At 44.2% G+C, this 25260-nt stretch carries 33 protein-coding genes and 1 tRNA gene; 21 read left to right on the top strand and 13 right to left on the bottom strand.

The annotated features are described in order from the left end of the window. Positions 1-8: 8 nt before the first annotated feature. The 3 genes from QUE66_RS09145 to QUE66_RS09135 all read left to right on the top strand — a co-directional run bounded on the left by QUE66_RS09145 (position 9) and on the right by QUE66_RS09135 (position 4953). On the top strand, positions 9-3131 hold the full coding sequence (locus tag QUE66_RS09145; RefSeq protein WP_286223719.1) for an efflux RND transporter permease subunit: 3123 nt from the start codon (positions 9-11) through the stop codon (positions 3129-3131). A 14-nt stretch (positions 3132-3145) separates the two neighbouring features. Beyond that, entirely contained in the window at positions 3146-3514 is a 369-nt protein-coding gene (locus QUE66_RS09140; protein WP_286223718.1) for a hypothetical protein, read from the top strand. Positions 3515-3738: 224 nt separating this feature from the next. Then, entirely contained in the window at positions 3739-4953 is a 1215-nt protein-coding gene (locus QUE66_RS09135; RefSeq protein WP_286223717.1) for a tyrosine-type recombinase/integrase, read from the top strand. Here QUE66_RS09135 and QUE66_RS09130 read toward each other — a convergent pair. The 4 genes from QUE66_RS09130 to QUE66_RS09115 form a co-directional block, all read right to left on the bottom strand. Continuing rightward, complete coding sequence (locus QUE66_RS09130) at positions 4950-5468, bottom strand: hypothetical protein (protein ID WP_286223716.1); 519 nt, start codon at positions 5466-5468, stop codon at positions 4950-4952. The two genes, QUE66_RS09135 and QUE66_RS09130, sit on opposite strands and share 4 nt — an antisense overlap. 4 nt (positions 5469-5472) lie before the next feature. Continuing rightward, complete coding sequence (locus QUE66_RS09125) at positions 5473-5787, bottom strand: hypothetical protein (RefSeq protein WP_286223715.1); 315 nt, start codon at positions 5785-5787, stop codon at positions 5473-5475. 73 nt (positions 5788-5860) lie between these two features. Then, positions 5861-6547, bottom strand: coding sequence for an AAA family ATPase (locus QUE66_RS09120; protein WP_286223714.1), 687 nt, complete (start codon positions 6545-6547; stop codon positions 5861-5863). 61 nt (positions 6548-6608) lie between these two features. Then, positions 6609-7412 (bottom strand): hypothetical protein, encoded by an 804-nt coding sequence (locus QUE66_RS09115; protein ID WP_286223713.1) that lies wholly within the window; start codon positions 7410-7412, stop codon positions 6609-6611. Positions 7413-7720: 308 nt separating this feature from the next. Here QUE66_RS09115 and QUE66_RS09110 point away from each other — a divergent pair, with 308 nt between their 5' ends. Beyond that, the gene (locus QUE66_RS09110) at positions 7721-8476 is read left to right on the top strand and encodes a hypothetical protein (RefSeq protein ID WP_286223712.1); all 756 of its coding nucleotides are present in this window, start codon (positions 7721-7723) and stop codon (positions 8474-8476) included. Here QUE66_RS09110 and QUE66_RS09105 read toward each other — a convergent pair. Both QUE66_RS09105 and QUE66_RS09100 read right to left on the bottom strand, forming a co-directional pair. After that, positions 8473-9039 (bottom strand): tyrosine-type recombinase/integrase, encoded by a 567-nt coding sequence (locus QUE66_RS09105; protein WP_286223711.1) that lies wholly within the window; start codon positions 9037-9039, stop codon positions 8473-8475. The two genes, QUE66_RS09110 and QUE66_RS09105, sit on opposite strands and share 4 nt — an antisense overlap. A gap of 298 nt (positions 9040-9337) precedes the next feature. After that, the gene (locus QUE66_RS09100; RefSeq protein ID WP_286223710.1) at positions 9338-9796 is read right to left on the bottom strand and encodes a hypothetical protein; all 459 of its coding nucleotides are present in this window, start codon (positions 9794-9796) and stop codon (positions 9338-9340) included. A gap of 379 nt (positions 9797-10175) precedes the next feature. Here QUE66_RS09100 and QUE66_RS09095 point away from each other — a divergent pair, with 379 nt between their 5' ends. From QUE66_RS09095 to QUE66_RS09080, 4 genes are all read left to right on the top strand, one after another. Further along, complete coding sequence (locus QUE66_RS09095; protein WP_286223709.1) at positions 10176-10616, top strand: DUF6641 family protein; 441 nt, start codon at positions 10176-10178, stop codon at positions 10614-10616. Between the two features lie 260 nt (positions 10617-10876). Further along, the gene (locus QUE66_RS09090) at positions 10877-11431 is read left to right on the top strand and encodes a hypothetical protein (RefSeq protein ID WP_286223708.1); all 555 of its coding nucleotides are present in this window, start codon (positions 10877-10879) and stop codon (positions 11429-11431) included. Between the two features lie 98 nt (positions 11432-11529). Next, on the top strand, positions 11530-11691 hold the full coding sequence (locus tag QUE66_RS09085; protein ID WP_286223707.1) for a hypothetical protein: 162 nt from the start codon (positions 11530-11532) through the stop codon (positions 11689-11691). 30 nt (positions 11692-11721) lie between these two features. Next, on the top strand, positions 11722-12462 hold the full coding sequence (locus QUE66_RS09080) for a hypothetical protein (protein WP_286223706.1): 741 nt from the start codon (positions 11722-11724) through the stop codon (positions 12460-12462). Positions 12463-12738: 276 nt separating this feature from the next. On the opposite strand, the gene QUE66_RS09075 is transcribed toward QUE66_RS09080, so the two are convergent. Further along, a complete protein-coding gene (locus tag QUE66_RS09075) occupies positions 12739-13548 on the bottom strand; it encodes an energy transducer TonB (RefSeq protein WP_286223705.1) in 810 nt (269 codons plus the stop codon). A gap of 3 nt (positions 13549-13551) precedes the next feature. Beyond that, positions 13552-14232 carry an ArsR/SmtB family transcription factor gene (locus QUE66_RS09070; protein ID WP_286223704.1) on the bottom strand — a complete coding sequence of 227 codons (681 nt, stop codon included), beginning with the start codon at positions 14230-14232 and terminating at the stop codon, positions 13552-13554. Between the two features lie 34 nt (positions 14233-14266). Here QUE66_RS09070 and QUE66_RS09065 point away from each other — a divergent pair, with 34 nt between their 5' ends. The 7 genes from QUE66_RS09065 (at position 14267) to QUE66_RS09035 (ending at position 18716) form a co-directional block, all read left to right on the top strand. Continuing rightward, a complete protein-coding gene (locus tag QUE66_RS09065; RefSeq protein WP_286223703.1) occupies positions 14267-14692 on the top strand; it encodes a hypothetical protein in 426 nt (141 codons plus the stop codon). Between the two features lie 5 nt (positions 14693-14697). After that, a complete protein-coding gene (locus tag QUE66_RS09060) occupies positions 14698-15312 on the top strand; it encodes a class I SAM-dependent methyltransferase (protein WP_286223702.1) in 615 nt (204 codons plus the stop codon). Positions 15313-15503: 191 nt separating this feature from the next. After that, positions 15504-15579: transfer RNA gene (locus tag QUE66_RS09055), tRNA-Phe, on the top strand. Between the two features lie 112 nt (positions 15580-15691). After that, positions 15692-16180 (top strand): hypothetical protein, encoded by a 489-nt coding sequence (locus QUE66_RS09050; protein ID WP_286223701.1) that lies wholly within the window; start codon positions 15692-15694, stop codon positions 16178-16180. Between the two features lie 112 nt (positions 16181-16292). Beyond that, the gene (locus tag QUE66_RS09045; protein WP_286223700.1) at positions 16293-16691 is read left to right on the top strand and encodes an MAPEG family protein; all 399 of its coding nucleotides are present in this window, start codon (positions 16293-16295) and stop codon (positions 16689-16691) included. A 114-nt stretch (positions 16692-16805) separates the two neighbouring features. Next, positions 16806-17660 (top strand): methyltransferase domain-containing protein, encoded by an 855-nt coding sequence (locus tag QUE66_RS09040; protein WP_286223699.1) that lies wholly within the window; start codon positions 16806-16808, stop codon positions 17658-17660. Between the two features lie 30 nt (positions 17661-17690). Next, a complete protein-coding gene (locus QUE66_RS09035) occupies positions 17691-18716 on the top strand; it encodes an NAD(P)H-dependent flavin oxidoreductase (protein WP_286223698.1) in 1026 nt (341 codons plus the stop codon). A 13-nt stretch (positions 18717-18729) separates the two neighbouring features. Here the strand turns inward: QUE66_RS09035 and QUE66_RS09030 are convergent, their stop codons facing one another. Beyond that, entirely contained in the window at positions 18730-19050 is a 321-nt protein-coding gene (locus QUE66_RS09030; RefSeq protein WP_286223697.1) for a DMT family transporter, read from the bottom strand. Between the two features lie 46 nt (positions 19051-19096). On the opposite strand from QUE66_RS09030, the gene QUE66_RS09025 reads away from it, so the two are divergent. Next, complete coding sequence (locus QUE66_RS09025) at positions 19097-20089, top strand: NAD-dependent epimerase/dehydratase family protein (protein ID WP_286223696.1); 993 nt, start codon at positions 19097-19099, stop codon at positions 20087-20089. A 155-nt stretch (positions 20090-20244) separates the two neighbouring features. Beyond that, complete coding sequence (locus tag QUE66_RS09020) at positions 20245-20427, top strand: hypothetical protein (RefSeq protein WP_286223695.1); 183 nt, start codon at positions 20245-20247, stop codon at positions 20425-20427. 69 nt (positions 20428-20496) lie between these two features. Here the strand turns inward: QUE66_RS09020 and QUE66_RS09015 are convergent, their stop codons facing one another. Further along, positions 20497-21324, bottom strand: a complete 828-nt coding sequence (locus QUE66_RS09015; protein WP_286223694.1) for a hypothetical protein — start codon at positions 21322-21324, stop codon at positions 20497-20499. A gap of 74 nt (positions 21325-21398) precedes the next feature. Between QUE66_RS09015 and can the strand changes: the two genes are divergently transcribed. Both can and QUE66_RS09005 read left to right on the top strand, forming a co-directional pair. After that, positions 21399-22055 carry a carbonate dehydratase gene (gene can, locus QUE66_RS09010; protein ID WP_286223693.1) on the top strand — a complete coding sequence of 219 codons (657 nt, stop codon included), beginning with the start codon at positions 21399-21401 and terminating at the stop codon, positions 22053-22055. Between the two features lie 8 nt (positions 22056-22063). After that, on the top strand, positions 22064-22357 hold the full coding sequence (locus QUE66_RS09005; RefSeq protein WP_286223692.1) for a DUF1330 domain-containing protein: 294 nt from the start codon (positions 22064-22066) through the stop codon (positions 22355-22357). On the opposite strand, the gene QUE66_RS09000 is transcribed toward QUE66_RS09005, so the two are convergent. The 3 genes from QUE66_RS09000 to QUE66_RS08990 are packed head-to-tail and all read right to left on the bottom strand — an operon-like array spanning position 22354 to position 24385. Then, complete coding sequence (locus QUE66_RS09000; protein ID WP_286223691.1) at positions 22354-23082, bottom strand: pseudouridine synthase; 729 nt, start codon at positions 23080-23082, stop codon at positions 22354-22356. The two genes, QUE66_RS09005 and QUE66_RS09000, sit on opposite strands and share 4 nt — an antisense overlap. Next, the gene (locus QUE66_RS08995; RefSeq protein ID WP_286224773.1) at positions 23082-23978 is read right to left on the bottom strand and encodes an aspartyl/asparaginyl beta-hydroxylase domain-containing protein; all 897 of its coding nucleotides are present in this window, start codon (positions 23976-23978) and stop codon (positions 23082-23084) included. The genes QUE66_RS09000 and QUE66_RS08995 overlap by 1 nt, the downstream gene beginning before the upstream one ends. Positions 23979-23992: 14 nt before the next feature. Next, a complete protein-coding gene (locus tag QUE66_RS08990; RefSeq protein WP_286223690.1) occupies positions 23993-24385 on the bottom strand; it encodes a c-type cytochrome in 393 nt (130 codons plus the stop codon). A 63-nt stretch (positions 24386-24448) separates the two neighbouring features. Here QUE66_RS08990 and QUE66_RS08985 point away from each other — a divergent pair, with 63 nt between their 5' ends. Both QUE66_RS08985 and QUE66_RS08980 read left to right on the top strand, forming a co-directional pair. Next, the gene (locus QUE66_RS08985) at positions 24449-24811 is read left to right on the top strand and encodes a hypothetical protein (protein ID WP_286223689.1); all 363 of its coding nucleotides are present in this window, start codon (positions 24449-24451) and stop codon (positions 24809-24811) included. 124 nt (positions 24812-24935) lie between these two features. Next, a complete protein-coding gene (locus tag QUE66_RS08980) occupies positions 24936-25220 on the top strand; it encodes an HU family DNA-binding protein (protein WP_108509234.1) in 285 nt (94 codons plus the stop codon). Positions 25221-25260: the final 40 nt, after the last annotated feature.

The raw sequence follows: 25260 nt of genomic DNA, 5'->3' as shown, positions 1-25260 counted from the left end.
ACTAAGACATGTTTACTTGGTTATTAGATTTCAGCTTAAAAAATCGCATGATAGTGATTTTGCTCAGTGTTATATCTATGGTCTATGGCGCGTACACTTTAAGCAAGATGCCTGTGGATGTCTTTCCCGATTTGAATAAGCCTACTGTCACCATCATGACTGAGTCTGGCGGAATGGCTTCAGAGGAAGTTGAACAACTCATTACATTCCCACTCGAAACGGCTATGAATGGTTTACCGGGAGTAGAAGCCATTCGCTCGGTATCTAGCGCTGGCCTTTCTTTCATATACGTTACTTTTGACTGGTCTGTAGACATCTATCGCGCCAGACAAATGGTTTCAGAAAGACTCTCATCTATGGACGGAGCAATTCCGGATGGCATTGTTTCGCGTATGGGGCCCATTAGTTCGATCATGGGTGAGATTATGCAAATTGCCATTCCGATTGATGAAGCTAAGATTTCATCCATGCAGGTTCGCGAGTATGCTGATTGGGTTCTGCGACCTAGGTTGATGGCTATCCCCGGGGTAGCGCAAGTCATTCCTATTGGCGGACAAGTCAGGCAGTTTCAAGTACAACCGAATACTCGTCGTATGGCGGAGCTAGGTCTTAGCATATTGCAGATTGAAGATGCATTGCGGGGCTACTCTGCAAATACGTCTGGTGGATTTCTTGAGTCCAATAATCGTGAATATCTTATTCGTCATATAGGGCGAACTTCTAGCCTTGAAGATTTAAAGAACATTGCCGTATCGAACCGCAACGGACAAACAATACTTTTAAGACAAGTTGCCGATATTACTTTTGCACCAGCAGTTAAGCGAGGCGATGCCGGTTATGAAGGTGGGCCAGCAGTCATTCTAGGTGTACAAAAACAACCTTCAGCAGATACGGTAGTGCTAACAAAAAAGATTGAATCGGCTATTACAGAATTAAAGCAGGGTTTGCCAACTGGCATGGATGCTCCGAAAGTAACATTTAGGCAGGCGAGCTTTATTGATGCATCCATTAGCACTTTAGAGGGTAAGCTCATTGGCGCATCAATTTTTGTTGCTGTAGTGCTGTATTTCTTTTTAGGAACAATTCGTCCAGTTCTCATCTCATTAACAGCAATTCCAGTTTCAATTCTGTTAACTGCTCTGGTTTTTAAGTATTTTGGTTTATCAATTAATACGATGACTTTAGGAGGCTTAGCCATTGCAATCGGCGGCCTGGTTGATGATGCAGTGGTTGATGTGGAAAACGTGATTCGTCGCCTAAGAGTAAACCTGGATAAAGCATCTTTAGATCGATTAAGTCCACTAGCAATTGTGAGAGCCGCCTCGCTTGAGGTAAGAACCGGAATTATCTATGCTACAGCCATCATTGTTTTGGTATTCATCCCATTATTTGCACTACCAGGTATAGAGGGGCGACTATTTGCGCCTTTGGGTATTGCATTTATAGTCTCTACTCTTGCATCACTTTTAGTTTCAGTCACTATCACGCCAGTACTCTGCTTTTACCTGCTGCCCTCAATGCAGTCCCTGAGGGATCACGATACAAAGATTGTCACTTGGCTTAAAAGCCATTATGAGGTTCAGTTATCAAGGTTGTTAACGACGCCTAAAAAGCCTCTGATGTATGCTTTTGCATCTGTCATAGTAGCTGCTGCCAGTGTTCCCTTTATGGCGAGCTCATTTTTACCGCCCTTTAACGAAGGGACTTTACTGATCGGACTGCGTTTAAATCCTGGTGTCTCTCTCTCTGAATCGGCAGGCGTAGCTAGCCAAGCAGAAAAGTTAGTCAGGCAGGTTCCTGAAGTGACTTATGTTGGACGCAGGAGTGGCCGCGCAGAGTTGGACGAGCATGCGGAAGGTGTACACGTTAGCGAGTTAGATGTTGGTTTAAAGCCTGCGGGTGATTTAGATCGCTCCATGGCTGAGATACAGGCAGATATCAGGTCAAGATTAGTTAACTTACCCGCTGCAATTGCGATCGGTCAGCCAATCTCACATCGAATAGATCACATGCTTTCAGGAGTTCGGTCCCAAATTGCAATTAAGATTTTTGGCGATGATTTAGATGTGCTGCGTAGCCAAGCCGATCTTTTGAGATCCAAATTAGCGGGCATTGAAGGCTTAGTTGATCTAGAAATAGAAAAGCAGGTTTTAGCGCCACAAATTAAGGTCCGAATTGATTACGATAAAGCAGCGCAATACGGGGTTTCAACATCTCAGATTATGGCCACCTTGCAGGGCATGGTTGAGGGGGAGAGACTCTCACAAATTATTGAAGGTAATCGACGGTTTGCCTTAGTGATCAAGTTACCAGACTCAGCAAGAAATTTAGAAGGTCTTGCTGATATCTTGATTGATACGCCAAATGGAAAAATTCCACTCTCAAAAATTGCTAGCATTGAGGATGGGGATGGCCCAAATCAAATTAGCAGAGACGGCGGTAAGCGAAGAATTGTCTTATCGGCTAATGCATCAAAGCGTGCCCTGTCGGATATAGTGGCTGACATTAGAGCTGTTATTTCTAATCAGACTCTTCCAGAGGGTTACTTTATCACCTTGGATGGTCAATTTAAAGCGCAAGAAGAGGCATCTAAAGTAATTGGTTTGCTATCAATTGGATCATTTCTTTTGATGTTTGCGGTTTTAAATAACCGCTATAAGTCCATACGCTTATCTTTAATGATTATGTCTAATATTCCATTGGCTATGGTCGGAGCAGTGATTGGTTTATGGATTTCAGGCCAGCCACTCTCGATTGCTGCATTAATAGGATTTATCACGCTAGCAGGAATATCTGTGCGTAACGGAATCTTAAAAATTAGCCATTACCTAAATTTGATGCAGTCAGAAGGTGAATCGTTTAGTCTGGAAATGATCATTCGCGGATCAATTGAGCGCTTAAGTCCTGTATTAATGACAGCTTTGGTTACAGCTTTTGCCTTGGCGCCATTGTTATTTGAGGCAGAGCGTCCTGGTACAGAGATATTGCATCCGGTAGCGGTAGTCATTTTCTCTGGGCTTATCAGTTCCACCTTATTAGATACCTTTTTAACACCAATTATGTTTTGGCTTTATGGGAAAAAGGCATCTGAAATAGCGTTGAGCAACATGAAAACTAACGAAGTATTTTAATTTTAGGAGCATTTATGAAATCAATGATGGTGATTGCAACCTTGCTAATCAGTTTTATTGGCCTAGCCTATGCTGGAGCCGGCCATGATTTAAAGCCAATGCATGGTGGTGTCATAGTAGAAGCTAAGGACATTGATATTGAATTGGTTACAAAGCCTGATAGCCTATCGCTGTATTTGACCGACCACGGTAAACCGCTACCTATAGACGGTGGGACAGCAAAGCTGACAGTCTTAATTGGATCTGACAAAAAAGATTATGAGCTTCTGCCTAATGGAGGCAAATTCGAGCTGAAAGGAAGTTTTGCTATTCCCAAAGGGGCTAAAGCCATAGCAGTTATCAAGATAAAGGCGAAAGTAATAACAGCAAGATTTAATTTATAAATTACTTCAATTCAATCTAGTCTATAGATCGTTTTGAAGTGATCAGGTTGCTATCGTTGATTGGTGGAGCCATGTTTCGCCAAAGTCTGCTTTGAGTCGTTAGCAGCCGCTCATATCAAGCCGCGATAGGAAGCAGGTTAGCTATTACTTTTCTAAATAAAAGAGGTCGCTCAAACCCCAATCTGAAGCTAAGCTAGCAAGCGTCCCGTAACTGGACGCTGAACTTGCAAAATTTACAATATCTTTTCCTCAATCCTGCCACCCAAGCTTCGTCTAAAACGGTCGCATTGCTTGGTGGCGAATTAACCCTCTTCAAACGATCTCATAGCCGTAACTGGCAATGTCGTTTCAAGTTGCCCAGTGGCCAATGGCATTCAGCCTCTACAAATACTGAAGATTTGGCTTTTGCAGAGACCCAAGCCATAGCCATTTACGAAACCATCAAAGTCAAGATTGGTGCTGGACTGTCCCCCATCGCTAAAACCTTCAAGCAAGTAGCCCAGGATGAGGTCAGCCGTATGGCCCTGGCCATGAACAATCAAGTGGGCAAGCGCACTTATCGAGACTATACCTTTGCCATCAACAAGTATCTGATTCCCTTCTTTGGCAAGTATGAGGTGGGAGCGATCACCACGGAGTTGATCGTTGATTTTGAATCTTGGCGCACCAGCGAGATGGGCAAGATCCCCATGGCCAGCACCAAACGCAATCACGCCAGTGCCTATGCCCGTGTTATCAATCTGGCTAGAGATCGTGGTCTCATTGGCATCAATCAACCAGTACCCATGCTGGATGCCAAAGGGAAATCTAGCCAAGCAAGACCCGCCTTCACTGAGCAAGAAATCGCCGAGCTATTGAGCTATACCCAGACTTGGCAACGCAGTTCATACACTACCCGAACGGCGCATATGCGAACCTTGTGCACTTACTACATTGAGTTTTTGGTCAATACTGGTGTTCGTCATGGAACAGAAGCATTACCACTCAGATGGCGGCACTTACAGTGGCATTGGATCGGCAACAAAAGATATTTGCGGATATGGGTATCAGGTAAGACGGGCCCCAGATACTTGATCGCAAAAAATGCCGTGATCCGGGTGTTCGAACAAATCATTCGCTGGCACAGGCTACCTTATTCAGGATTGGCAGCCGTGATTGAAGCCAAGCTAGATGCTTTGATATTTCGTCTGCCCACGGGCGAGCAAATCAGTAACATGGAAAACATCTTTCGAAACTTAATGGTTCGCAGTCATATGCGAACAGATGGCAGTGGACAGAATCGAACCTTATACAGTCTGCGCCACACCTATGCCACACTGGCCTTGGCCAAGGGTGTAGATATACACACATTGGCCAGGCAAATGGGCACTAGCGTGGGCATGATTGAGCGGCATTACTCGAAGTTGACACCAATGATGAACGCGGAGAAGTTGGCTTAGCCCAGTGACGAAATATATCTTTGTTTGATCAGCTTACGAACAAACGCACCTGTTGCTAAATTATTAGAATTAATTCTTTCAAACATACGCAAATCTCGCTGAGTAATTCTAGAGTTAACAAACAGAGTCTGTGGTAGCAAATGATGAATCAAACAGTGCAAGCGACTTTCAGCATCATCAATACTTTTTAATAGACCATCAAGCGGGAAGATAATGGAGTTAATACTTGCCATTAGCTCATAATCTACCTGATTTCTGACATAGAGTATTAGAGCAGACGGATCAATCAGAATAAATTTAAAAATATCTAATTTTTTGGTACCTGTAAAAACAGTTAGATTAGGATATTTTTTTCCAGAGTAAAACTGACTGATATTAAATGCATAAATGTAATCCACAGGCAATTCCCCTTCATCAATTTCTTCAGTTACCTCATGAAAACAAAAAGCAAAATCTATCGTGTTTGGATCTACGCACAATGGCTGATCTGAAAAAATATAAGCTTTAGGAAACATGGTATTACCCCAAGCAAGCAACGACGTCGCCTGAATAGCAAGGCAATAACGTTACTTCGGCACCAGCGAGATTGACAAAGGGATTGCGCTTTTTAAGCTCTTGCCCAAACCAAGCTAGCTTGGCATTGGCGCGATAGGCCCCACGGAATTTACGAATACTATCTGTGCCATTGACAAGCTCGAGCACTCCATTGAATTTAGCGCCACGATACGTGGCGTTTTTGACTTCAATGGCAAAAACATCGTGCACTCGTTGCAGTTTGCTCACGCGAGCTTTTGTAGTTGTATTAGGAATGGATTTGTTTGATACGTCGTTCATTTTTGAGTCCTTTGCGAATTAGATAAATGGAAAATTGCTCTAGCGTCTAGTAGCTAGACGCTAGAGTCTTGGGTTACACCACTGAAAAACGTACCTTGTTTCGTGTGATACCTGGAACAGGTGGAAAGGTTCCTGATATTTTGTGCAATAACAAGATTTCATCCAACTTGGCTAAGTACTTGCGCAGGTCACCGTGATGCTCAATCTGCGTGAGATAGTGCAAGACCTGGTGATCAGGCAAGCTCACACCTTCTGCAGCCAGTATTTTTTGTGCACGCGGTAATACTTGGCGTGCAGTGAGCGCTGGAAAATGAACATTGTCACAGCGTGAGCGCAAACTAGGGTGAACATTCATGGGATTATTGGTGGTAATAATCAGCATGAGTTTGTCCGAGTATTTGTCTAACGCTGTCCATAGCTGGTGAACGTCATCAGCGGCATTGTCAAACTCATGAAACACCATGAAATACTTAGGCTGACCACACATGCTGGCAATGTGGCAGCTATGGGCAATGTAGCCCTGTAAGTCAGGCTTTTGCAACAGCGCCGCGTAGTCCGTGTCAATTTGCGCATTTGGCCCACTGATGTATTGAGGCAAAAGATTTGCCACTGTAGTTTTGCCAGTGCCGTTGGGCCCCCACAGCAGGAGATGGCCTTCCAGCTGTGACGACATGTAGGCTTGAATGCGAACTTTTACAGCTTCATTGGGGTATACCACTTCACCCAGATTTTGTGGAGAGTACTTGTCTGCTATTTTCATACCTTGATCCTTTTTGGTTAGGTGTTTGTGAGGCAGCGGGTGCTGCCCCACAAACCATTGCTTAGGCTGCTAAGCGAACGGGTTCTTGATTGGCTGCGCTGATGCTGCCCGCAATCAAATCCGAACCTTCTTTGCTAAGTGCCTTGTTTTCGGCGTTGTCTGCCGCTTTGTTGCGAGCCATTCTGATCAAGCAAGCGTTGTAAAACGCGGCATTGATGTCAGAGAGCACGCCCACGATGGACAACATCCCATCGGGTTCGGGCTTGGCCAGTAGCAAGGCATACTCGCCAGAGACGCCCGACATGGGCAACTTGGCCAAGGGATTGACGGCCGCTTGCTCAATGCCAGCTTTGACTTGCGCTTGTGCTGCAGCCAAGTCAGCTTGACGTTGCAAGGCCTCTTCGCTGACGATCATGCGACGCTTGACCTCCTCAATGCCCCCTTGCTCAGCGATCCAGCCAGGCAAGTTCACAGCAGCGACATCGTGAGAAATTGCTGCTTTGAGCACGTAGGTGTAACCGTGGGCCCTTTTTCTATCGCTTCCGAAAACAAACCGCACAAACATGGTCAAGGTTGTGGTGTTGCGTTGAACGCGAACCCCGTCTGCGGTCAAGCGAGCTTTGAGCTCCGAGCGCAAGGTCTTTTTGTCTTCGTCGCTGGCGATGACGAACTTGCTATTGAACACATCCAGACAGCTTGCTAACAAGCTATACAAACCCTCGTTGGCTTTTTTGTAATCCGTGGCTTCCCACTGTTTACGCTTGGTGACCAAGCTGTCCAACTGCGTTACCAGTCCACCTGCGAAAGCCAGGTTTTCTGCGCTGGGTTCAAATGCTGCTTTTGTTGTAACAATTACTTGTGCCATGTTTCCTCCTTATTAAGTAAATGGCATTTAGAAAATGCTGCGTTGCGTGATTTGCAAGACAGCAATCGTGAATCCTGCGCATAGCTTTACGGCGGCTAAACGCAGGTTGTAATGGCGTCATGTTGTGAAAGAACAGTGACCGTAATCACGATGTATTGATTATCAAGATTTGTCATTTTTTTAAATACATTCACGTATTTTTATTAATATTTGTGTTAACACTTGTTGATATCCATTGCCATTTAGGCGATTTAATGTCATGTGAAAATCAGGATAAAATCCATAAACCACGTTTTTTTGATAACACCATGGACGAAAAAGAATCCTTTGAGCCCTTACCCAACAAGCACCTACGGGGAAGCTTGACCCGCGGTTTGGGGCTTCAGGAGGAAATCCGCGAAGCTAGAAAAACACCCATTTATTGGTGGTTCATGACCCTGCAAGCCAGCGAGGACTATTTGCAGTGTTGCCGCAATTTGGGCAAAGGCAGGCTCGCTAATTTGTACAAGGACTTTGGGGATGTGGATAAAAAATCCTTTGCCCAATGGTGGACTGCACAAGGAAGAAAAATATTTGCCGAGCGCAAAAAATTAAAGCGAGTAGAAGCGATTGAAGAGCGCAGTCAATTAGAGCGTCTAGCCATTACCGAAGATCGCTTAATCATTGAAGTGCCGCTGACATTGCGTCGCCAAACTGCCATTCGGCAAATTGGTAAAGAATTAAAAAAAGCCTATGAAGGTCGCGACATTGATATTTGGCAACAAAGTACTGCCAAACGACAAATCATCAAAAGTAAAGTGCGCATGAGCACCGTGGAAACTATATTGCGGGTTTTCAAAATCCGTGATGAAAACCCCAGACTTAGCAATTACGAAATTGGCCTCAAATCGGGAATTGATTTGGATTTGTTGGCGCGCACCACAGATGGTGAAGTAATTGATGAAGCATTAGAGCGTCGCCGAATGACCATTGCCGTGAGCCGCTACCTAGCACAAGCGAAGAATTTAATTGCCAATGCAGAGAATGGAATATTTCCATCTCTGCAAAAGCCAAAGAAAACCTAAATCAAATTCATCGCATTACGCATCATTTCAGGATTGGCATCAATGTACTTTTGCGTGACCGCAATCGAGCGATGCCCTGCAATTTCAGCAAGCACACGCACACCAATACCTTTGTTGGCCAAGGTGGTGATCAAGGTCCTGCGCCCACTGTGGCTGCTGGCGCCGCTGATGCCCGCATTGCGATACAAGTGAAAAAACCACACACACAGGCCATTGGGCGAGAAGCCAAGCTTGTTGTCCGTATGAAATAGCGGCATTGAACAATCTTTAACGTGACGAGTCTTGATGTAGGCCTGGAATTCGGGTTTGAGTTTTTCTGGCACATACACGGTGCGTGGATGACCGCCTTTGGTTTGCGAGCCCGCCAAACGGATTTCATTTTTGATGGAGCCATCCTCATTGACCACATCACCTAGCTTTAATAGTGCAATCTCTGCCACCCGTAGCCCGAGATAAAAGCTGGTGAGAATAAGTGCACGATTGCGTTCGGGGTATTGCCGCGAATTTGCGTAGCGTAAAACTTGATCGAGTTCTACTGTGGTTAGTGTTTTTGCTTGAGCCATGTTGTTTACCTTTCATAAATAAAAACACGCATACAGTATGTTTTCTTATTGCAAAAAGGTCGACCACATTTACAAACACAAAGACCTTCCAAGAATCAATGACTTAGTCAATCAGGTTAAGAAAAGCTGAGTTTTCTTAACCTGTAATTCACACAAGTATTTATGCAAATTTGTCGTCTAAAGACGACAACATGCAGCAAGGTTTCAAATCAGCCCTACACGCAACGAGCGGTGTGTCCAGCAACTAGACGCCCAGAACCCAGAAGATCACAGCGCATAGGGCATTTTTGAGGGGTTTTTACTGTGTAGCGTTTAAATCCACGTTGGTAGCAATAAACACGGGCTTGTTGGCACCCGTGTTTTTGCATAGCCGCGTGGGTAATGACCATTCCTCCATGGTTTCATTGGCGGGATCATCAATGCAGATATAAAGCTCTTGGGTTTGTGGGGCGTATACCGAAAATCCTGCTACTTTGGTTTTGACTTTGCTCACAGGGTTGTAGTGCAAGATCCATGAGCAGTAGACGTCATCGGCTTCGCTGACACCGGCTGCTTGCATTTTTCGTACTGCCGCCATTTGCTCATCGGATTTGGCAGTGTTTTGCCAATCCGCATAGCTGTAATAGTCCACTAAATACTTTTCCTTGGGGTTAGCCAGCTCCACCGAGCCATTGAATACGGCCCGACGAAACAGACCCTTGCCAAAGGTGGTATTGAACTTGTCGTTGATAAATCCTCGTACTGCGATATCTCTCATGATCATTCTCCTTTTTTCATTGATAGAGTTCTCGTTGCCAGTTGCCAAGTCTGGTTGCCTAGGAGTAGATCTCAAAAGATGTCGCTGATGAGTTGGTTGCTGAGTCAGTTTCTCAGTCAGAGTTACTCATTTGCCACTCACTCAGTAACCCACTTGCTAACTCACTCAGTTGCAACTCACTCACTAGCAACTTGCTTTATTTCTTGCGACTACTACTTTGTAACCAAGCAACTCGCAAAAGTATTTAGTCGGGCTTAATAAAACCCCTGGTTTTTCGGCTCAAAATTAGCCAAATTCGCCACAAATCAAAAAGAGGTCGACCAAATCGCATGATCGAAAACAAACTACATGTGCCCATTAACCCAATAGGAGAATGAAAATGAGCACATTAAGTAATTTGAAGTTGGTCGCAGTTAAAAAGCCACGAAACATGCCTGCCATTGTGATTCGTAGAAACAAGCTGGCCACCAAGCTGTGGGAGCAGATTAATTTGGCGCAGAGCCAGTTGGACGGCAAACCCTTCGTGGTCATGAAGTACCGCTCAATCAAAGACGGTGAAACAGGCTTGCGTAAACAAGTGGAAGTGCCCAAGCGAATCAAGCCTTGGTGGTTTCAAAGCGAGACTGGCAAGGTCTGCGTAGCGGTCAAATACGGCAGCTGGACCATTGAATTAGCCAAAGGCAAACCCAGTGTGGAAGTGTCTAGTGGTGAGGAGTTGGTCAAGGCCTTGACTGCTATCAAAGCTGCCGTGGAAGCGGGTGAGTTAGATGCTCAAATTGAGACTGCCAGCGCCAGTTTGCGCAGCGGGTTTAGACGTTGATTGCGAGGGGCGCTCTAGGCGCCCCGGCAGTCGGGACAGCGCAGTCCCGACGACCCTGCGCAGCTCAAGCCATGCACACCAGCACTGAGCTCAGTGCAGGCTTTGGTGTCCGGGCGTTCGGGCTTTTTCAGTCCCACATGGGGCGAGTTTTGAAAATGCCCGATGAGGCGGAGCAACCCATCACAAAGGTGGGCCACATTGGCAGGAACCTTTGTGACTGATATTGATAAGATAGGATATTTTATAAATCAGGAAGACACATGAAAATTATTGATTGGATCATTCATGCCTACTCAATCAATTTTGAGCAAATGGGTCTTTACAGCCAACTTGAATCATCAACTATTGATCACCGAGAAGAAGGCGATTTAAGAATAATTGAGGACAGTGTCAAATACACTGAAAATGATCACGAAAGATATATTCCCATTCGTTTGATAGCAAATGAAGAAAAATTGCTTGCTGAGCTTTATATAACTATTCCAGTGGATCTAAGCAAGGCAGACGAAGTCGATATTCTCAAAGTTCTTGGGCGCATGAATCACAAAGCTGGACCTTTTTCCACTTATTTTGATGAACAAGATAAAAAGATAAAAATTTACTCATATTTGGCTTACGCTGGATCTTATGCGATAGAAGATTCAAATGATTCCGCTAATTTTGAGGTAAGAATTTTTTCAAATGTTATGCTGAGTGCGTTAGATCATGCGCATTACTGGTCCAACAAAGTCGAGCTCTTAGAAAACCAAGATTTTGTTGCGGAAGATGTATTCAAATTAGTTGATAAAAAAGTTACATTTCAGGTAATCAAGTAAATCTAGGCGTCTATTAACTAGACTCTTGTCAAAGTTAACCAAGGGGCTTTGATAAGAGAGGCTAAATATTTTGCAAGCATGCAAACATATTCATAGTCATGATCATTCGAGAAATCACAGCCGCAAAGCCACCCACACCCGAACAACAGCGCATCAAAGCCCTGCAAGCACAAGCCAAACGTGCCAGAGATGCTGTCAAGGCTGAGCGGGCAAGACAGAAAATAAAAAATGCTCAACAAACCCTAATGAATATAAACTGATAGTTATCCTATTTATAAAGGTTTTTGACTATGCCGCTCACGCTAAATTCTCCAGAACAATTGGCCTTTTATGAGGAGCTAAAGAAAGAAGGAAAGCTCGCCGATATTTATTCTGAAAATCAACATTCAATAATTGAAAATTATGGAGAAGATTGGCTCAGGGAGTTGGATGAAAAACATGGCCCTGCTTATAGAAACCATTTATTAGTTGCCCAATTACTTTATTGGTCCGATGAACAAATGAATAAATTATTCAATTTGTTCCCATCTTTAAAAGCGCAATTTATTCCAGGAAAGCATCACCCTACAATTTTATTTTTCAATTTAGCTACACAACAAATCTTGTGCGTCGGCTTAGGAAGAAAGAATAGCTCATTTTATTTCGACTCAGAGACAAACGAACACGTTAAGCCAAGTTATCAAGAAAAAATGCCAACCCCATATTTTGATAAGTTCTATAAACTTGATCATCATTGGTTTGTAAATCAATTACTAAATGAACTAGAGGCATTTGCAACGTCTCACTATGAGTGGTCATGCCTCCCATCTGAGGAGGAAATTTATGAATTGCTAGAAAACGGTCCAAATGATGATGGCCAATACAGATTTAGCCATGAAGATTCTGAAGATGATGGGCACTCTAAAGAAGAACTCGAACAAATGCTTGAAGATATGGAAAAATTGCAGGACTATATGGATGATGCAAAAGATACTTTCATTCAATATTTCCCAAATATGGAGTTTTATGAATTAAGTCCGGGAGACTTCTAGATCCCCCGATCCATCACTGCCATTCACACCGTCAGCAGGATGGAGGACTCGCACCCATGCAGGATGGAAAATGTCTGCAGAGTCAACACAGTTAACACATTTATCAAGCCCTTCAGTAGTTTGCGTATAATGAGCACTCTTTCGTGGCCTGGCACCTCAGTCAATAGAGCAGAGGACTGCTGATCCGTTTTGACGGAAATCCCACTGTAATTTCAAGTGGCTAGGTACAGCAAAAAACGGGTGTGTTACAAAATGTCCCTTTAAAGGACAACTCCCCTATTTAGTTTGATCCAAACTTTTTGATCTCCACTGGTCCAGCTGTCTTTGATTGTGCGCAGTGATTGATTCAATGGAATCCCGTGGTAATTGCTTAAGGCACTCTGCTAGTGCTTCGGGGCTCAGTTTTTCAGTAGGCTTGCTTAGCTTAATCTCTTGCGGTGACCTACCGTCCCAAGCAAATGGATTTGAAAAAGATGGGGGATCGGGTAGGCAATCATCGCCGTAAAAAGGGGTGTCGTCGTTGGCAAACGGAGTAAATGAAATCGTCTTTTCAAAAACAAGTGGTTTACCAGTAGGCGTTGGTGGTGGAGGCGGCATGGAGTAAATGGCTTTGCGAGCCAGAGTTTCAGCTTTATCAGAGGTCTTCCAAAGTGTTTCTACGGAAGTAATGTTGCCATTTGGAGCGATCTCAATTCGGAATCGCACCTGTCCTTGATCGGGGCCCTCAACAGCAGTCCCCATCATGCTTCGAACTTGTTTGCCCCACGCATGTCTGTAGCCCTTGCTATTTTTGAGAGTGTATTGGGATGCGAAAGCCCATTCTTCTGCTGTTGGAGCTGGAGGCGCTTCTTGGCTTGCTAGCGCATTCGGTATTGGTGATTCTTTTGACGGAATCTTGACAGGCTTTTCAATTTCCTCTGGCTCATTTAGTTTAATTACAACGATATCGTCATTAGTCTTTTTTAACGATTTTGCTTTTAAAGGAAACCATAAAAGTAGCAAGAAAACATGTAAAGCCAAAGATAAAACAATCGCCGCTTTAAAAACGGATTGTGGCGTTTGAATAAGGCGCTTAAGACGGAACAATCACTACTCGTCTTGTTTAGCTAGTTTCAGATTCATATTGAGCCAGTTGGGAATGCCATCCTCAGCCCGCACGGCCTTAAAGCCTTTCTCTCTTAAACGTTTAACGGCTTCGTATGAGAGAACGCAATATGTGCCTCGACAGTACGCCACAATCGTTTTTGATTTCGGAAACTCGCCTAGGCGTTCTCCCAGTTCTTCAAGAGTAATATTGATTGCGCCTGACAAATGTGAATGGGCATATTCTTCGCTTGGCCGAACATCTAAGAGCGTGATCTCTCCACGCTTAGCTAATTTAAGCACCTGATTCACTGGCATGCCCTCTAGACTATCGCGAGCAGTGAGGTACTTATTCACAAGGCTATCAATTTCTTCAATGTGGCGTTGCCCAACACCTTGTAGCTTTAAAAATAGGTCAATCACGTCAGAGTCCGCAATTTCATAGACGATGGACTTGCCTTGCCTATTCGTGCTCACAAGACCCACTTGCTTCAGTACTTGAAGGTGCTGTGACACATTGGCAATTGGCAGCTTAACCTTTTTAGCAAGGCCTTCAACGGCCGTAGGACATTGAATAATGAGTTCAATGAGCTCTAGACGTACCTCCGAACCAAGGGCTTTCCCGAGTTTGGCAAATTGCTCGAACAGTTTTTGCTTGAAAGTTGATTTTTGTTTGGGCATAATCATTCAATGATTTTATTGAATATAAGTGAGGGTGTAAATGCTTAAAAGAGTCTTGGGTGTGATTATCGCTTTGTTCTCATTGAGCGTTTTGGCTAACAGCCCTGTTCCGCTAGAGATTAATGGTCAAAAAGCCTTGGTATTCATTAATCAAGATCCTCCCGGAACCAGATGTAATACCAATGTTCAAATTGCCGCTGAGATTGCCAATGCGTACCGATTACCTATCCTAATCCTTCCTCAAACGGCAGTTCCACCACTAACGCCTGCTCCATCGGTATGGTTTAACGGACAGAATGTTGCGGCCAGTGGTGGTGCTCACAATGGTATGGTGAGCTATCAAATCATTGCGGAAATTCTGGAGCTTGAGGGAACGCTAAAACAAAAGAAGCAAGGAAAGTTATTTAATCAAAGCGTGAGACCTGAGTTTGATAAGTTCAAATCAACCATTAAGACTGGACAATAATCGCTATGAGTAACAAGTCTCATTGGGACAATGTCTATGACACCAAAGCGCCTGAAACGGTAAGTTGGTATGCCCCTCACCTTGAAACATCTTTAAATCTCATTCATCAGGCAACCTTAAATAAAGATGCCGCAATTATTGATATCGGTGGTGGAGAATCTACTTTAGTCGACGACCTTTTAGCTGAGGGTTATCAAGATATTAGTGTTTTAGATATTTCTCAAAAGGCTATTGATGTGGCAAAAGCACGGATTGGCAAGCAATCCCATCAAGTTCACTGGTATTGCGCTGACATCACGCAGGCCACATTGCCCCAAGGCTATTTCGATGTTTGGCATGACAGAGCAGTTTTTCATTTTTTAACTGAAGAAGCTCAGCGAGCCAGATATGTAGAACAAGTGATGCGCTCAGTTAAGCGTGGTGGCTATGTGATTATGTCGACCTTTGGACCCGAGGGGCCTGAAAAATGTAGTGGTTTAGATGTGGTTCGCTATGACGCAGAGCATCTTCATGGGCAGTTTGGCAAGAAATTCAAGCTAATTAACAGCTCAACCGAGCTTCATAAAACCCCTACAGGCAGCACACAGCAATTTCTTTATTGTTTTTGTAGGATGGAGTGAACTTTTCCAATATCAAATTAAAAAGCGATATATTTGAGCCAATTTTTTTGCCTTAGCCAATTCCAGGGCTGGACGCTCACTTCTCGAACTGTCCTTTTAAAAGACAAAGTAACAAATCCACCCTTACCGAACCCGTATCCCCACCTGACCTATCAGGCAAGAGTAACTGATCCTATATAATCTCAACTCTTGGCCTGGTAGCTCAGTCGGTAGAGCAGAGGACTGAAAATCCTTGTGTCGGTGGTTCGATTCCGCCCCGGGCCACCAAAATGCATCAAAACCACCTTCGGGTGGTTTTTCTTTTTACACAGCAAACAAGAGCTTCATCATTATTTAATGGTGTAATAAGCGACAAGAATTACTTATTGGAGAGCTCGTAATGAGAGAAATTTCAATTGATGATTTATCTTCTTTTGGTTTGTTGATCGGATTTATCGTAGTCTTTTTCATATTAATCGTGTATCACGGACTATGTTTGTGGGGTGCTCAATCTATATATCACCGGCACGCTAAAACACTGATTGCCAAAAATCAATACTTCAGAATGGAAATTTTTTTCTTCATGGGCCTATCCGCCCTTGCCTTAATTCATTTAAGTGAAATTGGAATACTTTCTATATTGGGACTAAAGCATGGAGTAGCAACCAGTATTGATCACGCAATTTTTGTGATTGGTAGTATTTACACGACTATTGGGGCAGAGGGGGCCGTTTCAAATTTACCAAGCCGATATCGCATTCTTGCTGTGGTTCTCTCTATGAGCAGCCTTTTTTGTTTTGCTTGGAGCACGGCCGTAATGATGGATATGATGCGAACTTATCGCAATATAAGAGCGATTAACCAAAGCCCTGAATCTAGTTCTAATTAGTTCAGAGAAGTCATAGGATTTTTAATACCGACCTATCAAATATTAACCATATGCCACTCTTCTAGATCTTTTGGGGTTACGTTAATGTCTTTAGCTTATCTAGGATCTCAACATGCTACTAGTAACCTCCATCATTGCTGCTACTCTGACCATTATTTTTATTAAGCTATCTTTCAATGTGATTAGTTTGCGCAGAAAGAATAAGGTTGGCTTGGGTAGTGGAGGCTACGAGGACTTGGAGAGGGCAATTCGTGCACAGGGCAATTTTGCCGAATATGTCCCTTTCGGAATTATTATGATTGCCTGTTTGGAGTTAAACGGAGCACCGTGGTGGTTAGTTCTTGTGCCAGGAATTTTTCTGATTATTGGACGTTTAATTCATGCCAAGGGGATCAATACTCCGCCTCCAGATTTCAGTTTGCGTGTGCTCGGCATGAAATTTACATTCAATACATTAATTGCCCTGGTGGTCTTGAATTTATGTTGGACCCTCTATCAATTGATGATTTAGGCGCTCTGTTTTAAATAAGCACTATTGACTGGCTCAACCTAAAAACTAGAGGGTTATTGTCTCCGGGTAGATGGCTTCCCCATACAATGCTCAAAAATAACTTTTAGGACATTTATGCGCCTTTTAGCCATCATCATATCCACCATTTCACTGTCAACCGGTTGTGCATTACATAACTATGGAGATGACCAATTTCAATTGAGAATGGCTGCCCATGGAAAAGACATTATGTGGGTACCCACGAGGGTCGATACAGCAACGCAGATGCTCGTACTAGCGCAAGTAAAGCCTGGCGATATAGTCTATGACCTTGGCTCGGGTGATGGCGTCATTCCAATTCAAGCGGCCAAGCGCTATGGTGTTCGTGCCGTTGGAATTGAATACAACCCCGATTTGGTTGCGCTATCAAAGCGCAATGCGATTCGTGAGAATGTACAAAACTTGGTGACCTTTAAACAGGGCGATATTTTTGTAGAAGACTTTTCATCAGCAACAGTTCTAACTTTATTTTTGGGTGAAAGCCTAAATTTAAGACTGATGCCAACGATTTTGAAGATGAAACCTGGGACTCGAGTGGTTTCCAATACATTTCGGATGGAATCTTGGATTCCTGATCAAGAGGTATCCGTTAGATTAAGTGAGACCACGATTGGCACATTAAATGAAACCATTTATTTATGGATCGTGCCCGCAAATATTGATGGCACATGGGAGTTTGCGGGTTTGCCTGGCTTAGATAAAACCGCAATTCGGTTTGTTCAGAAAAAGCAGTTCTTTGATGGCAGCATTACCTCACAAGGTAAGCGCTCGATTGCATTTGAGGATGGTCGAATTCGAGGGGATGGGATTCGGTTTGATTTTGAGGGCAATGGAAAAAAATATTCGTTTAATGGACAAGTGAATGGATCTCAAATGCGGGGCACTCTCAATGGAGACCCCAAATTAGTCGTTGTTGGCAAGCGACTTTAGCTGGCTGTATTCATGGTGGATTGATAGAGTATGTTTTCATTCGCCAATCTTTCTATCCCTCTGATTCAGGCGCCAATGGCTGGGGGCATTACCACCCCAGCCTTGGTTTCGGAGGTTTCTAATGCGGGCGGTTTAGGAAGCTTCGGTTTTGCTTATAGTTCTCCCGAAACAATTGGCCACGACCTAAAGCTTGCACAGTCATTAACGCAAGGCCCGATTAATGCCAACTTTTTCATATTTCCAAGTGCCGAATTACCTGATTCAAAAACGATAGGGCAGGTAATTGAGCTTCTTCAAGAATTGACTCCTGATATTGATTTCGTTGTTCCAAAACCACCCTTTTGCCCCGACCTTGAAACGCAATTAGAGCCCGTTTGGCAGTTGCAGCCAGCGGTTCTTAGTTTTCATTTTGGTATCCCGCCTGAATGGGTTATGCAGCGGGCCAGGGCGCTTAGTATCACCATCGGAATTACAGCAACCAGTCTTGAGGAGGCGCTAAAGATTGAGCAAGCGGGCGCCAGCTTTATTGTTGCTCAAGGCATTGAGGCGGGCGGCCATCGCGGAACATTTGAGATCGATAGTCCTGATGAGCGTTTATCAACATTTGATCTTTTGCATCAATTGGTCAAGCGCTGCACTATCCCGGTGGTTGCAGCCGGCGGCATCATGAATGGCCGTGATATTCGAAAGGCCTTGGATCTTGGAGCAAGTGCTGTGCAAATGGGGTCCGCATTTTTGTGTTGCCCTGAATCGGGAGCCTCTTCTGAATATAAGGCCCTTCTCTTAGATGAGAATCCGCGACCAAGTATTTTTACAAAAGGCTTCTCGGGGCGCTGGGCTCGGGGGATTGAGAATACGTTTACTCGCCACATGGATGCTAAGTCGACATTACCGTTCCCAATCCAAAATACACTCACTGGCCAATTACGCCAAGCAGCAGCCCGCTCACATAATGCAGAGCATCAGAGTCTATGGGCTGGCAGCGCTTTTTATAAAGCCCGAACTCTTACAGTTGGTGAGCTCATGAAAGCGTTGCAAATTGAGTTTGTGAGCTAGAAAGCATTAAGCATCAGCCCATTTTTAGCAGGATCACCCCAAGCAAAATTAGCGCAACACCAATCCAGCGAATCGGAATATTAGGGTCACCAAAAACTAAGACTCCGAGAGTAAACGTACCCACAGCTCCAATCGATGTCCAAACTGCATAGGCGGTTCCAATCGGAATTTCCTTTAGTGAGTACCAAAGCAGCACCCCACTAAGGGCCATGCTGATTACAGCAATACCAATGCCCCAAATTTTCATATTGGGAAGATCGGCGAGTTTCAAACCTAAGGGCCAGCCTATTTCACAAGCACCAGCGAGAAGTAGTGAGATCCAGTAAATACTCAAGAGTAATTAATCATCCATGTATGTGAATTACGCTAGCATAGCAAAGATGAAAATATTGATCACTGGCGCCACGGGATTTATTGGGCGGCATTTAGTAAGTCGCCTATTAGAGGAGGGTTACTCGATCAGTGGCACCGCCAGATCTGAGGCGGATGCGAAATCTTTAAATCAGCGTGGGGTCAATACGACCCAGATCGATCTTCTGTCGACGAATGATTTGCAATCCTTGGTTCGTGGTCACGATTGCGTGATTCATTGTGCGGCCCACGTTGGGCTATGGGGTCCCAAATCGCTCTATCAGAGGCTGAATATTCAGTTGACGAAACGACTGCTTGAGGCTGCGACTCAAGTGGGCGTTGGTAAATTTATTTACATGAGCTGTGCAAATGTGGCGCTCAATGACTCGGTGCCGATCGAAAATGCTACAGAAGACGTGCCAATTTGCCATCAAGATTCATTGCATTATGCTCACTCAAAAGCACAAGCTGAACAATTGGTGCTATCGAGCGCATCAGAGCGTTTTACCGCAATCGCATTGCGACCCGCCTTGGTTTGGGGTAATGGAGACATCATCGATCGCCAAATCGGACCCGCGGCAGATCGTGGACAGTTTGGTTGGTTTGGTCACGGTCGCTATCCCTATTCCACCTGTTATATCGGCAATTTATGCCAAGCAGTCTTGCAAGTTCTTATAGCAAATGTTCCTAGCGGAGCATTTTTTATTCGGGATGAGGAGCAAATGACCCTGCGCGAATTTCTGAGTGCACGACTTGAGGCCAGCGGCTATGCAGTACCAACCCTATCGATCCCACTATCGCTTGCTTGGCCTTTGGCACGATTTACAGAAAATGGATGGAATTATTTGCCACTCAAAGGAGACCCACCACTTGTACGTGAAGCAGTGCGTACTATGGGCTATCCATTTTCCGTCTCCATGAATAAGGCAAAAATTGCATTTGACTACCGCGCTCTATATTCGGTGGCTGAGGGGATGGCGGCAATTGAGAAGGGCGCCAATAAATCGCTGAATATTTCGTAATACGAAATGGTGTGCTGAAAAATGAAACAGGCCTTACAAAAAACCCATCCGTAAGTAATGCTAATAACATAAGCTTCTGATTTATATAGATTTATTTTGTAATTTCCTATGCTACATTGATTCCATCTAATTATTTTTTTACTTTTGGAGGATCTATGAATAGCAAGCTGGTTGATGAAGCGCCGTATCACCCTGGTTATGAGGATGCGTCTTTTGAGCAGGTTGAGAACCCATTAATGGCTGAATTAGCTCAATACCGCAAAATGAATGAGCGCTATATTGAAACTGCCAAGAAAATTGTTGAATTTTTAGGGGCCGGTAATAAAGCCGCGGCTTAAGCACTCTTTTTTCAAACAAAAACCACCTTCGGGTGGTTTTTTGTTATCCATTAAATAGAGAGAAATTGCTCAAAATCGCAAGGAAACCTTTCCATAGATGGACCAATCATAGGACTTAAAGGTTTGAACTACTTGCTTACTGGCCCCAACGGCAAATAAAAGATGTTTGCTGATGGAGTGTGTCACCATCGCATCAAGTGGTACAAACCAACCACCACCTGCGGTGTTATAGAGAATCCCGTTTTCATCCCAAAAGCGGATTTGAGTTCTTGGAGTTAATTGCAGGCCTACGGTTGGAAAAAGTTGCAGCGATCGCAATAACGGTGGTTGCGATGGATTAACTGCAAATGAATTATTTTTGCTATCAAATCCATACATGTAGCGAACAAGCGGAGAAAAATCAGATAGTAGAGATTGACTGGGCGATTGCGGCACAAATGATGCGCTCACTTGTGGGCCAACCGCCCACTGACCATTATTACCAAACGGAAAAATAATTCGACCGCCTAGGTTTAGATTCCATTTGGGGAAAAAATCAGGTGGCATACCCCAGATGGTGAGCATCGTATTACCTGCACTAAATTGACCACTACTTTGACCCGGGGCTGCTGGCCCCCAAGTGGAGTTGTAGGCAGTGTCAATCCGCATCATGCCCTTCCATTGATTAATCGATAGTGGTTGATAGAATCGAAGTCGATAAATATCGCTCAGATTGCCATCACCATATCCATTTTGATAAACCCATAACTCTAAAATCGAATCCTTGCTGTAATTAAACGAATCAGTTTTTAGTCTTAAGAGATTATCTGGTTCTCCCGCAGTATCTTCATCTTGAGCAAAGCTGCACTGAGTAAACAAAAAAGAAAATACACAGAATAGAGTTCTACAAATTCTCATAACTTCATTGACATATATATGAGGGAATAACAAGATCTTGTATATTAGACTTCATTGCCACCAAAGGTATAAAAATGGGTAATCACAATTCAAAGCCCGATCTTGAGCGATTGTTTGAGCAAAATCGCCAGTGGATCGAATCGGTGACAAAAGCAGATCCAGATTATTTTTCACGATTGGTTGATCAGCAAAATCCTGAGTATTTATGGATTGGATGCTCGGATTCGCGGGTTCCCGCCAATCAAATCGTCGGACTTAAGCCTGGTGAGGTATTTGTTCATCGCAACATCGCGAACATTATCGTTCATACCGATTTCAATGCGCTGTCGGTCATTCAATTCGCAATTGATCGCCTAAAAGTTAAGCATATTATTGTGGTTGGCCATTACGGTTGTTCAGGAATTGCTGCTGCCATGAATAACACCCGCATTGGAATCGCCGATAACTGGATTCGACACATTAAAGATGTGCACGATAAGCATCATCATGAGCTTTGTGCCATTGAGGAGGAGAATGCTCGGTTAGATCGTCTTTGTGAGCTTAATGTATTAGAGCAAGTAATCAATATTGGACAAACTAATATTGTGCAAGATGCTTGGGCAAAAGGACAGACTATTTCAATTCATGGATGTATTTATCGATTGCATGACGGCTTACTTAAAGACCTTCATACTAGTATCTCTGGTCCCCAAGAGCTGCATGATCGATATCATGCACAGTTAATTAGTTAAGGACAGTCATGAGCGTTCATGTCATCGGAATATTTAAAACACAGAGCCCTAAAGACTTTGATGATTATCGAGCCCAGGTTAGTGCAACGGTCGAGCTGTATGGCGGCAAGATTTTACGCAGAGGAGTTTGCGAGAAACCGTTTTGGAACGAGTTAAACGCCGCAGCTTTTGATACGTTTGTTGAGCTTAGTTTTTCAAGTCTAGAGGATGCAAAGCGCTGGGCCGGCAGCCCTGAATACGCAGCATTGCTTCCAGTGCGTGAGCGAGCAATGCACTTGACACTTTTCCCCCTGGTGGTCTAAAAGCGCTCTTCTTTGCCTAAGATGCGCCACTGCCCGCTTGGCAGTGATCCGAGACTTATTTGGCCAATGCGGATTCGTTTTAGACCAACAACAGTGAGCCCAACGAGCTCACACATGCGACGAATTTGTCGTTTACGACCTTCCCGTAATACAAAACGAAGTTGATCTTCATTTTGCCAACTTACTTTGGCTGGTTTTAGTGCCTTACCATCAAGCGATAGCCCATGCTGCAAAGAGCGCAAACCCGTATCCGACAATTTGCCGCTGACACGAACCAGATACTCTTTTTCAATCGGGCTATCCTCGCCGATTAATAGCTTGGCAATCCGCCCATCTTGGGTAAGTACTAATAAACCTGAGGAGTCAATATCAAGCCGTCCAGCAGGGGCGAGACTTTTAAAGATGGTGCGCTCGGTTCGTTGAGGTGCGTTCGCATATTGATTTTCAGGGACGATGAGGGACGCTGCTGGCTTATATTGCTCTTCATCATCTAAGTGCGAAATATAGCCTACTGGCTTATTAAGCAAAATCGTGAGGCGTTGCTCTTGTTGGCGTTTAGCGCCAGAGCGTAACTCAATCGTTTGATGCCGAAAGGCTCGCGTACCTAATTCTTGAACAACCTCTCCGTCAACGGTTACCAGTCCCTGTTCAATATAAGCATCTGCTTCCCGCCTTGAACACAAACCACGTTCGGATAGTAGTTTGGAAACCCGAATTTTTTCCATTACCAAAAAATCAACCAAATAAGGCCAATAATTAACACCCACTTAGCAATGTAATAGATCCCTCGGTGTGAGGCCTTCAGCTTTTTGGTCTGCATCCGCAGCCGATAAAAATAGGTAAAGAGAACATTCACAAAACCGAGTGACTCGCCCTCAACATTTTGTGAGGCTGCCGCACTCATCACTTGTAAACCAAACCAGCGATTAAAGCTTCGCATGATTTTGGTATGCAATGGCCTTTCAATATCGCAAAACAAGACAATCCGTTGATGTTCAGTATTGTTGGCCGCAAAGTGGATGTAGGTTTCGTCAAATACAACCGCTTCGCCATCTTTCCAATAATAGGGTTCACCATCGACATCAATAAAACACTTTGGGCTGTTTGGGGTTACAAGCCCTAAGTGGTAGCGCAATGATCCGGCATAGGGGTCCCGATGGCGAACCAATTTTGCTCCAGGCGGCAATGAAGCAAACATAGCCGCTTTGATGCTTGGGATCGATTTAAGGAGTGCTACTGTTTGGGGGCAGGACTCTTCGGCCGACGGGAGATCTTTGCCGTACCAATATAAATAAAAACGCTTCCAGCCAGTACGAAAAAACGAATTAAAGCCAATATCGTTATAGCCAGTTGCTTGACGAATTTGCCCGCTATCTTGAAGCGCCAAGGCTTCATCCCGGATGATTTGCCAGCGATCTTTTAGGGGCTGTAATTCTGGGAATTGATTAACGGGTAGGTAGGCGCTACGTCCTACTTTTGAAAACAAATAAATCAATGTGTTGATGGGCGCCAATAACACCACATAATCAGTGAGGGAGCGCAATAGACCAAAGCGTACCTTACCCCGAAAATAAATAAATAGTGCCGACCCCAAAAAGACCAGAAAAATACTATGCCGAATCTCCATGCCGCTTCCTATTTACGAAGCTGTGCCTGTCGACGTTGGATTTCCGCATCGATTTTTTTCAACATGGCATCATCTGGATTCTTCCAGTTTGCGCCCGCCTGATTGGCCATATAGACAACCGATGCCGCAAAATCACTGGCGCTCAAATCTGGCTTTCCCCCCTTGGCGGGCATGCCACGAACCCCAACGTAGCCATGGGCCGTAATCTGAACCTGACCTTCTTTAATTAGCTTTGCCCATTTTGCTTTGTCGCCCAGCTTCGGAGCCCCGGCTACTCCGGGAGTATGACAGCTGGCGCAAACTTGCTGATAGGTCGACTCACCCGTGTTGGCCAATGAGACACCTGGGAACATAAGCAAGGTGCTGACGCTAAATAAATAAGAAGCTGTAATGGGGCGCATTATGAACTCATCCTCTTTGGTCAATTTAATCCAGTAAGATAGCTTTTTAATTCAGTAACTTATATGGCACGTTTCTTTCGATCACTCCTTATTTTAATTCTGATTGGCGGCGTTTTAACTGCCGGCTATACCTATTTAATGCTTCATTGGAGCTATGCGGAGGGCGAACGAGCCGGCTATGTGCAAAAGTTCTCTAAACGGGGCTGGCTCTGTAAGACCTGGGAAGGCGAGTTAGCGATGGTCTCGATGCCAGGAACCATGTCTGAAAAGTTCTTCTTTTCGGTGCGTGATGATGCCGTTGCCAATAAGATTAACGCCAATATGGGGCGTAAAGTTGCGTTGCAGTATGAGCAGCACGTTGGTTTACCGACGAATTGTTTTGCAGAAACCCAGTATTTTGTCGTTGACTTGGTCGTTTTGGATTAGTCATATCCTAAAAGGCTCCGCGGCCAATTTTTTTCAAAAGATTATTTATTTTTATAACATTTTGTGTTTACAATTGCGTCAGCGCATGTGCGCGACACAATGAACAATCAACAAGGAGCTTCACTTGAATAAAGCAGACTTAATCGCAGCAATTGCTGACGATGCCGAGATTTCTAAAGCAAAAGCAGAGTACGCATTGAATTCTGCTATTGAGCACATCATCAAAGCAGTAACCAAAGGTGACTCGGTGCAATTAATTGGTTTTGGAACATTTGCTTCTGGCAAACGTGCTGCTCGCATGGGCCGCAATCCAAAAACTGGTGAGCCTCTCAAAATTGCCGCTTCCAAGACTGTGAAGTTTTCTGCTGGCAAGGCATTTAAAGACGCTGTGAATAAGCGTAAAAAGTAATCGAGAGCAATCTCTTATCAACCCAGCTTTGGCTGGGTTT

This window comes from Polynucleobacter sp. HIN6, assembly GCF_030297575.1.
In the GTDB taxonomy this organism is placed as follows: Bacteria; Pseudomonadota; Gammaproteobacteria; order Burkholderiales; family Burkholderiaceae; genus Polynucleobacter.
This window is presented reverse-complemented; position numbering and strand designations above follow the sequence as displayed.